Origin of the sequence: Streptomyces sp. NPDC058964 (assembly GCF_042741275.1) — a bacterium.
Lineage (GTDB): Bacteria > Actinomycetota > Actinomycetes > Streptomycetales > Streptomycetaceae > Streptomyces.
In genome coordinates this window covers 19,983-28,780 of sequence record NZ_JBHYKH010000051.1, presented here as the reverse complement: position 1 = coordinate 28,780, position 8,798 = coordinate 19,983, and the positions used below count along the sequence as shown (strand labels likewise).

The following is an 8,798-nucleotide window of genomic DNA, read 5'->3' as shown; positions in this document are numbered from 1 at the left end:
AGCGCCGGGCGAGCAGCGCCGGGCGAGCAGCGCCGGGCGAGCAGCGCCGGGCGAGCAGCGCCGGGCGAGCAGCGCCGGGCGAGCAGCGCCGGGCGCGTACGGCGTCCCGTCCCCCGCATGGACACCGGGCCGCCGAAGGTGTCGCGCACATCCCCCGCATGGCCTCTCCCAAGCTCTCGACTTCGCTCGAGCGGGGGACCCCCATCCCGGCGGGATCATGTCCGGCACCCCGCCCGCCCCGGCGTTCACCGGCGATGTCCCGGTCGTTCGACCCGGACGGGAACACGCCCTTCTCGAAACGGCCCTCCACGACCTTGACCAGCGCGGCCGAGCAGTGGCGCGGGCACGTCCCGCACCGTCCGCCCCGAACGCACGGCGGCCGTCAGCGCGAGGTCCGCGTCCGGCCGGGCCCGCGGCAGGGGTGCCAGGGCGTCGCGCTCGACGGCCGCAGCCGTCCGGGCAGTTCGGGGTCCCTGGGAGTGCGTGCGCCGGCCATCACGCCAGTCGTGGCCGACAAGCCGGGCGGCCCGGCCGCGCGGGAGAATGCCCCCCATGGCCGACCTCGACGCACTCCGCACCCGCTGGTCCCGAGCCCTGGAAGGAGCCCGCGGCCCCGGCGGCGGCCCCGACCCGGCCCCGTACGCCGACAACCTGCTCGCCCGCTGGCAGGAACCCCAGCGCCACTACCACACGCTCACTCACCTCACCGCGGTCCTGGACCACGTCGACGTGCTGGCGGAGCACGCGGCCGACCCGGACGTGGTCCGCCTGGCCGCCTGGTTCCACGACGCCGTCTACCTCCCCGACCGCTCCGAGAACGAGGAGCGCTCGGCGCATCTGGCCGAGCGCGCGCTCCCCGAGGCCGGGGTGCCCGACGACCGGACCGCCGAGGTGGCCCGGCTGGTCCGGCTCACCGTCACCCACGACCCGGCCGACGACGACCGCGACGGCCAGGTGCTGTGCGACGCCGACCTGGCGATCCTCGCCGCGTCCCCGTCCGTGTACGCCGCCTACACCGCCGCCGTCCGCGAGGAGTACCACTTCGTCCCCGGCGACGCCTTCCGCGAGGGCCGCTCCGCGATCCTGCGTCAGCTCCTCGCACTGCCCCGCCTGTTCAGGACCCCCTACGGCCGGGCGAAGTGGGAGGCGACGGCCCGTTACAACCTCCGCTCCGAGCTGGAAATGCTGTCGCCCCCGGCGGACCCGACGGCCTAGTCTGCGGCCCATGCGTGCATTGGGCGGGGAACAGGTGGAAGAGGCCGTCGCGAGCAGCGTGGCGGCCCTGCGGACAGCGGTGGACCGGGACTGGACGCAGGTGAAGGCCGGGCGGCTGGCGTGGAGTTGCCACAAGACGGTGTTCCACGTCGCCGAGGACCTGATCGCCTACGCCGGTCAGCTGGCGGGCCGCGCCCAGGACGCCTACGTCCCCTTCGGGATCACCCTCGACGAGGGCACCGACAACGCGGGCCTGCTGCACGTCGTCGAGACGACCGGCGCCCTGTTCGCCGCCACGGTCCGCACCACCCCGCGAGACGTCCGCGCCTGGCACCCGTACCCCTTCCGCAGCGCGGACCGCGAGGGCTTCGCCGCGATGGGCATCGCCGAGGTGCTGCTGCACACGCACGACGTCGCCGAGGGCCTGGGGATCTCCTACGAACCGTCCGAGGAGCTGGCCGAGTCCGTCCTGACCTGGCTCTTCCCGCACGTCCAGCCCGGCCCGGCCGCCTGGCCCACGCTGCTGTGGGCCACCGGCCGCGGCGAGCTGCCCGGGCGCGCCCCGGTCACCGAGTGGCGCTGGCGCAACAACCTCGTCATACCCGCCGAACGCCTCACCCTGACCGGCGTCCGCCCGGCCGCCGCCCGCGATCTGCGCCTCGGCGGCGACGGCGGCTTCGAGTGGATCGAGGGCGGCCCGTACGAGGGCACGCGGGAGGCCGCCGGGATGACCGTCAAGGCGTACGAGGCGGGCGTGCACCGGCCGGAGTTCGGGATGTTCGTCCTGGTACGGCGGGAGGACGGCCGCGCGATCGGCGGCATGGGCTTCCACGGCGTCCCGGACGAGGAGGGGCGCGCGGAGATCGGTTACGACCTCGTCGAGGGCGCCCGCGGTCAGGGCTACGCCACCGAGGCCCTGCGCGCGCTGGCGGACTGGGCGCTGGCACGGGACGACGTACGCACGCTGTTCGCGACCGTCGAGCGGGACAATGCGCCCTCCCACGCCGTCGTCACCCGGGCCGGGTTCACGAAGGTCGGCGAGGGTCAGGAGGAAATCGCCTACGAACTGCGGCGCCCGTAGGCCCGGTCACGGGACCCGGCGCTTGCGCCTGCGCAGCCCGGAGCCGTGCAGCAGCCGCACCACTTCGCGGCTGCCCACCTCAACCGCCCCGGCGGCCACCGCGTCCGCGTACCGGTGCGACGGAACGTCGTAGTGGTCGCGTTCGAAGGCCCGCCGGGGCAGGCCCAGTTCCGCGGCGAACAGGTGCAGTTCGTCGTACGACACATCGCTCACGAGGTGTGACCACAGGCGCCCGTGTCCGGGCCAGGTCGGCGGGTCGATGAACAACGTCACGAGGAGGACGTCCCGCCCGTGTTCCGCCCCAGCGACCCGACCGCCGCGACCTTCACGCCCACCTTGTGGCACACCCAGTGCGGATCGGGCCCGAGCTCCGGCTCGACGTCCAGCGCGTGCGGATCGCCGGAACCGCAGACCGGGCACAACGGCCAGCGCCCGTACCGCTCCAGCAGTGCGTCCTGCACGTCCTGGGCCACCAGCCCGGCCACGTAACCGGCCCCGTCCGGCCACTGCTCGACCCACCAGCGGCGCTGTACGACGGACTCCTCGACCAGTGAGACGACGTCCGCCTCGGCGACCTGGCCCGCGACCAGATCGGCGAGCACGAGGGCGCGGGCAGCGTGCAGGGTCTGCTCCAGGGGGCTTACCGGCTCCATGGTCCCATTGTGCGCGGCCTTGACCACGGCACCGAGCCGAAAATATCTTTCATATGTGACCCAGGATGTGAAGGAAATTTTCGGCAGTCCGGGCAGACCGGGAGGCGCACCCCCCGCGCCCGCCGCCCTCGCCGCCAAGGTGCGCACGCTCGCCCCCTCCATGACCCGCTCCATGCAGCGCGTCGCCGAGGCCGTGGCGGGCGACCCGGCCGGCTGCGCCGCCCTCACGGTCACCGGCCTGGCCGAACTCACCGGCACCAGCGAGGCGACGGTCGTGCGCACCGCCCGTCTGCTGGGCTACCCCGGCTACCGCGACCTGCGTCTCGCCCTGGCCGGCCTCGCCGCGCAGCAGCAGTCCGGGCGCGCGCCCGCCATCACCACCGACATAGCGGTCGACGACCCGATCGCGGACGTCGTCGCCAAACTCGCCTACGACGAGCAGCAGACCCTCGCCGACACGGCCGCCGGTCTCGACACCGTGCAGCTGGGAGCGGCCGTCACCGCGCTCGCCAGTGCGCGGCGGACCGACGTGTACGGCATAGGCGCGTCGGGGCTGGTCGCCCAGGACCTGACGCAGAAGCTGCTGCGGATAGGGCTCATAGCCCATGCGCACAGCGATCCCCACCTCGCCGTGACGAACGCGGTGCAGCTGCGGGCCGGTGACGTGGCGATCGCGATCACGCACTCCGGTTCGACGGGGGACGTGATAGAGCCCTTGCGGGTCGCGTTCGAGCACGGGGCGACCACCGTCGCCATCACCGGGCGGCCGGACTCGTCGGTGACCCAGTACGCCGACCACGTGCTGACGACGTCGACCGCCCGGGAGAGCGAGCTGCGGCCCGCCGCGATGTCCTCCCGGACGAGTCAACTGCTCGTGGTCGACTGCCTCTTCGTGGGTGTGGCCCAACGGACGTACGAGTCCGCGGCGCCCGCGCTGGCCGCTTCGTACGAGGCGTTGGCTCATCGGCACCGGAGTTCGCCGAGATAGACCGCGGGACCGACCGTCGTGCGGATCCGCGGGCAGTCCGTGGCCGGTCGCGCCCACCCGGCGGAGCCGCACGCGTCACAGCCCCGCGCCCCAGGCGTGCTGCACCACCCTGCAATCGAAAGACACCGGAGAGAGCCGCCCCCATGACCTCCCTGCCCGACCCCTCCGACCTCCGCGCCCAGTTGGAGACCCTGACCACCGAGGCCTTCCGGCCGGAACTCGCCGGCATCGACCGGCTGCCCACCCTCGACATCGCCCGGCTGATGAACGGCGAGGACTCGGGTGTGCCCGCGGCCGTCGCCGAGCGGCTTCCGGAGATCGCCGCCGCCATCGACGCCGTCGCCGCGCGCATGTCCCGGGGGGGCCGTCTGGTCTACGCGGGCGCGGGCACCGCCGGACGGCTCGGCGTGCTGGACGCGTCCGAGTGCCCGCCCACCTTCAACACCGACCCCGCGCAGGTGGTCGGCCTGATCGCGGGCGGCCCCGAGGCGATGGTCACGTCCGTCGAGGGTGCCGAGGACTCGAAGGAGCTGGCCCGCAAGGATCTCGACGCGCTGGTGCTGACGCCCGACGACACGGTGGTCGGCGTCTCGGCCTCCGGCCGCACCCCGTACGCGATCGGCGCCGTCGAGCACGCCCGCGCCCTGGGCGCCCTGACCGTCGGCCTGTCCTGCAACAGGGACAGCGCGCTCGCGGCGGCCGCCGAGCACGGCATCGAGGTCGTCGTCGGCCCCGAGCTGATCACAGGCTCCACCCGGCTGAAGGCCGGTACGGCCCAGAAGCTGGTCCTCAACATGCTGTCCACGGTCACGATGATCCGGCTGGGCAAGACGTACGGGAACCTGATGGTCGACGTGCGCGCCTCCAACGACAAGCTCCGGGCCCGGTCCCGCCGGATCGTCGCCCTGGCCACGGGCGCCACCGACGAGGAGGTCGAGAAGGCCCTCGGCGAGACCGGCGGCGAGGTGAAGAACGCGATCCTGGCCATCCTGGCCGGCGTCGACGGCCCCACGGCCGCCCGCCTTCTGGTGGAGTCCGGCGGCCATCTGCGTGCCGCGCTGGCGGTCGCGGGCCGCTGACGCGCACGCTCGGGGGGTGCGCCAAGACCCCGCCTCCACCGCCGCCGCGATCCTGCCCCTGGTCGGCGGCCCCGCCAACGTCACCTCCGTCGCCCACTGCATGACCAGGCTGCGGCTAGGACTCGCCGACCCGGCCGCCGTCGACGAGGAGGGGCTGCGGGCCCTGCCGGGGGTCCTCGGGGTCGTCGTGGACGGGGCCTCGTGCCAGGTGGTGCTGGGGCCCGGGGTGGTCGCCGAGGTCACGACGGCGGTGGAAGGGCTGGTGGCGCCGAGCACCGCGGACCGGCTGGCCGCCCGGGGAGCCGAGCTGAGAGCGGCCCGCACGCGGCGCAACGCGACCCCCGTGAAGACCGCCCTGCGCCGCGTGGCGAACGTCTTCCTGCCGCTGATCCCCGCGCTGATCGGCTGCGGGATCCTGGCGGGCGTCAACGGTCTGCTGGTCAACGCCGGCTGGCTTACCGGCCTGACCCCCGCCCTGGCCGCGATCTCCTCCGCCTTCATGGCGCTGATCGCGGTGTTCGTCGGGTACGGCACGGCGAAGGAGTTCGGCGGCACCCCGGTGCTGGGCGGGGCGGCCGCGGCGGTGGTCGTCTACCCCGGCGTGGCCAAGGTGACGGCGTTCGGTGTGCAGCTGGCGCCGGGGCAGGGCGGGGTGCTGGGCGCGCTGGCGGCGGCCCTGCTGGCGACGTACGCGGAGAGATGGTGCCGGGGCCGGGTCCCCGGCGCGCTGGACGTCCTGCTGACCCCGGCAGTGACGGTCCTCGTCTCGGGACTCGCCACCCTCTACGGCCTCATGTACGTGGCCGGAGCCGTGTCGGCGGCCATCGGCACGGCGGCCGACTGGCTGCTGAGGACGACGGGCGCGTTCGCCGGGCTGGCCCTGGGCGGTCTGTTCCTGCCCCTCGTCATGCTGGGCCTGCACCAGGCGCTGATCCCCATCCACACCACCCTCATCCAGCAGCAGGGCTACACGGTCCTGCTGCCCCTGCTGGCCATGGCGGGCGCGGGACAGGTGGGCGCGGCGGCGGCGGTGTACATCCGCCTGCGGCACGACACCTCCATCCGTACGACGATCCGGTCGGCGCTCCCCGCCGGACTGCTGGGCGTGGGCGAACCGCTCATCTACGGGGTGTCCCTCCCCCTGGGGCGGCCGTTTCTGACGGCCTGTGCGGGCGGGGCGGCGGGCGGGGCGTTCGTCGGGTTCTTCGCGATGCTCGGGGACAAGGTGGGGGCCACGGCGATCGGGCCGTCGGGCTGGGCCCTGTTCCCGCTGCTGGCGGGGAACAGGGGGCCGGCCCTGACGGCGGCGATCTACGGTGGGGGCCTGCTGACCGGTTACGCCGTCGGCTTCCTGGCGACCTACGTGGTGATCAGGCCCGGTGCCGGCCGGATTCATACTGGTGGCGTAGTGAAGGCGTACCGAGAGCCGGCCGAGGGCCCGCCGGGGCCGGAAATGGGGAGCGCACCATGAACCACGCCCAGCTGACCGCCCTTGGCCGCGCCCTGCGGCTCCTCGGCGAGCACGGCGAGGCCCTGACAGCCGACACCCCGGACTCCCGGCTGCACGAGGTGAAGGCCGATCTCCGGCGGGCCCTGGAGCTGCTGGACGAGAGCGTCACCTCGGGCGCGGTCACCACCCGCTGTCCCGAGCATCCGAACGGGCCCGTCGACGAGAGCGCACCGGATCTGTGCCTGCTGTGCGAGACGCGGCGAAGGGCCGCGCGCCGCTCCGAACTGCACGGCACCCGGCCGGGTGCCGAAGCCGCTTCCCCCGCGCCCTCCCGCTACGGCGTCCGCTCCGACCGCCCCCAGCCCCAGCAGCGCTGGCTGCCGGAACTGTGGAACGGGCGGGAGTGGCAGCTGTGCGGTACGCCGCGACGCGACCGGCGCGAGGCCGAGCTGTATCTCGCCGCACAGCGGCGCGGCTCCAGGCCCGCCATGGCGTACCGGCTCGTGCACGAGTTCACGGACTACGAGGTGCTGCGGATCTGGGGGACGCCCGTACAGGTCGACATCGAGCCCATGGGCAACCTCTAGGCTCTGTCGCCTCAGCCGCCGATCAGCGGCAGCGGCCCGAACTCGTGCCCCTCCCACAGCTTCCGGCTCCTCTCCTCCGGGTACGCCACGACCGCGGGCTCGGCATCCAGTACCTGCGTGGGCCTCAGCTCGCCGTCGTACGCCGGCCATCCCGGATCCCCCGTCCGCGCGAACTCCGTCCACGACCGGCGGAGACGGGACGACAGCTCCTGGGCATCCGCCGGGACGGGACCCGCCACCCCGGAGAACAGCAGATTTCCCAGGTCCGCCCCGAACGTGCCGAACAGCAGCGGGATGTCCAGGCCGTGGCAGGCACCCAGGACACCCCCGTACCCCGGCGCCGGCCAGGTCAGCTCGTACACGTGCGCCCGGCCGCCGCCTGCCAGCTGTGCCTCCGCCAGGCGCAGTGACGGCATGCTGAACAGCCAGTCGGTGTGGACGCGTTCGTACAGCTCGCCCGGTGAGGCTTCGGGGAAGGCGGCGCGGTAGGCCCGCTCGCCCGCCTTCCCGCCCGGTGCGAACAGCCGCAGGGCGTCCGTGGCCCGGTCCTCCGTGATCTTGTCGAGCATTCCGCCGAGGACGAGGAAGAGCCTGAACTCGTCCCGGTTGTGGCCCACGACCAGGTCGATGTCCCTGGCCGACCCCGCTGCCAGCGCCCGCCACGGAGTCGTCGGCAGCACCTCGCCGTCGACCACCGGTGAGAAGGGGGTCATCGTGGGCGCGGCCTGGCCCCATCTGTCCTGGTGCTGGAGCATCTTGGCGCTCAGCGCCTGCCCGGCGTGTGTCAGCCGGCGCGGGTCGACGGCCGACAGGTCCGCCACCGTCGGGCGCAGGCCGGCCTCCGCAGCGAGCGCGGACGCCATGTCCCGGGCCAGTTCCTCGGAGAAGAACGTCCCCGGCACGCTCTGTGCCATCGCCCGCCGGAAGAGACCGCGTGCCTTCGGCATGGCCAGCAGCGACGCGACCGAGCCCGCCCCGGCCGACTCCCCGAACACCGTGACCCGGGCCGGGTCTCCCCCGAACGCCGTGATGTTCTCCCGCACCCACTCCAGGGCCGCCACCTGGTCGAGCAGGCCCCGGTTCGCGGGCGCCCCCTCGATGCGGGCGAACCCCTCCATCCCCACCCGGTAGTTGAAGGTGACCACGACGACGTCACCCTCCCGGGCGATGCGCTGCGCGTCATAACCCGGCTGGCCGGAGAAGCCCAGCTTGTACGCGCCGCCGTAGATCCACACCATCACCGGCCGCCCGGCCGACGGACTCGGCTCCGGCGTCCAGACGTTGAGCGTCAGCCAGTCGTCGCCCAGGGGCCCGCCCACCGGGCCCGGGGGTCCCTGGATGCCCGCCTCCTGCGGCGGCGGGGGCCCGAACGCCAACGCCTCCCGAGTTCCGTCCCAGGCCCCCACAGGTCGCGGTGCAGCGAACCTCGCCTCCCCCACCGGGGGTTCGGCGAAAGGTATGCCCCGGAAGACCGCCAGCCCGTCCTCCCGGCGACCGCGCACGGCACCGGCCGTGGTCCGCACCACGGGTCCGCCCGACGCGGGGGCAAGGTGGTCGTGGGACTCGGTTGTCGTCATGGTCACTCCTTGATCCGTCGCCAGTGGAACGGCCGGGCACGCGAACAAGTGCCCGGGGGGCGCCCCCCCCCCCCGGGGGGGGGGGGCGCGCGGGGGGGCGCGGGGGGCCGGCCCCCCCAGGGCGCCCCCCCCCGCGGCCCGGGCGCCCGGACCGCCGCCGCCCCGTCG

At 74.2% G+C, this 8,798-nt stretch carries 9 protein-coding genes; 6 read left to right on the top strand and 3 right to left on the bottom strand.

Features of this window, described 5'->3' with window-relative positions:
* Window positions 1–552 precede the first annotated feature (552 nt).
* Both ACFW2E_RS09630 and ACFW2E_RS09625 read left to right on the top strand, forming a co-directional pair.
* Window positions 553–1,215, top strand: a complete 663-nt coding sequence (locus tag ACFW2E_RS09630) for a hypothetical protein (protein ID WP_384463967.1) — start codon at window positions 553–555, stop codon at window positions 1,213–1,215.
* Between the two features lie 10 nt (window positions 1,216–1,225).
* Complete coding sequence (locus ACFW2E_RS09625) at window positions 1,226–2,296, top strand: GNAT family N-acetyltransferase (protein ID WP_384463964.1); 1,071 nt, start codon at window positions 1,226–1,228, stop codon at window positions 2,294–2,296.
* Window positions 2,297–2,302: 6 nt separating this feature from the next.
* Here ACFW2E_RS09625 and ACFW2E_RS09620 read toward each other — a convergent pair whose 3' ends face one another.
* Together ACFW2E_RS09620 and ACFW2E_RS09615 are read right to left on the bottom strand one after the other, a co-directional pair.
* Window positions 2,303–2,569 (bottom strand): DUF4031 domain-containing protein, encoded by a 267-nt coding sequence (locus ACFW2E_RS09620; RefSeq protein ID WP_384463961.1) that lies wholly within the window; start codon window positions 2,567–2,569, stop codon window positions 2,303–2,305.
* Window positions 2,566–2,949 (bottom strand): hypothetical protein, encoded by a 384-nt coding sequence (locus ACFW2E_RS09615; RefSeq protein ID WP_384463958.1) that lies wholly within the window; start codon window positions 2,947–2,949, stop codon window positions 2,566–2,568. The genes ACFW2E_RS09620 and ACFW2E_RS09615 overlap by 4 nt, the downstream gene beginning before the upstream one ends.
* A gap of 55 nt (window positions 2,950–3,004) precedes the next feature.
* Here ACFW2E_RS09615 and ACFW2E_RS09610 point away from each other — a divergent pair, with 55 nt between their 5' ends.
* From ACFW2E_RS09610 to ACFW2E_RS09595, 4 genes are all read left to right on the top strand, one after another.
* The gene (locus tag ACFW2E_RS09610) at window positions 3,005–3,937 is read left to right on the top strand and encodes a MurR/RpiR family transcriptional regulator (RefSeq protein ID WP_384463955.1); all 933 of its coding nucleotides are present in this window, start codon (window positions 3,005–3,007) and stop codon (window positions 3,935–3,937) included.
* A gap of 143 nt (window positions 3,938–4,080) precedes the next feature.
* Window positions 4,081–5,016 (top strand): N-acetylmuramic acid 6-phosphate etherase, encoded by a 936-nt coding sequence (gene murQ / locus ACFW2E_RS09605; RefSeq protein ID WP_384463952.1) that lies wholly within the window; start codon window positions 4,081–4,083, stop codon window positions 5,014–5,016.
* Window positions 5,017–5,032: 16 nt separating this feature from the next.
* The gene (locus ACFW2E_RS09600) at window positions 5,033–6,487 is read left to right on the top strand and encodes a PTS transporter subunit EIIC (protein WP_384463949.1); all 1,455 of its coding nucleotides are present in this window, start codon (window positions 5,033–5,035) and stop codon (window positions 6,485–6,487) included.
* Complete coding sequence (locus ACFW2E_RS09595) at window positions 6,484–7,053, top strand: hypothetical protein (protein ID WP_384463946.1); 570 nt, start codon at window positions 6,484–6,486, stop codon at window positions 7,051–7,053. Before ACFW2E_RS09600 ends, ACFW2E_RS09595 begins: the two co-directional genes overlap by 4 nt.
* Window positions 7,054–7,064: 11 nt before the next feature.
* On the opposite strand, the gene ACFW2E_RS09590 is transcribed toward ACFW2E_RS09595, so the two are convergent.
* Window positions 7,065–8,630, bottom strand: a complete 1,566-nt coding sequence (locus ACFW2E_RS09590; RefSeq protein ID WP_384463943.1) for a carboxylesterase/lipase family protein — start codon at window positions 8,628–8,630, stop codon at window positions 7,065–7,067.
* Between the last annotated feature and the right edge of the window lie 168 nt (window positions 8,631–8,798).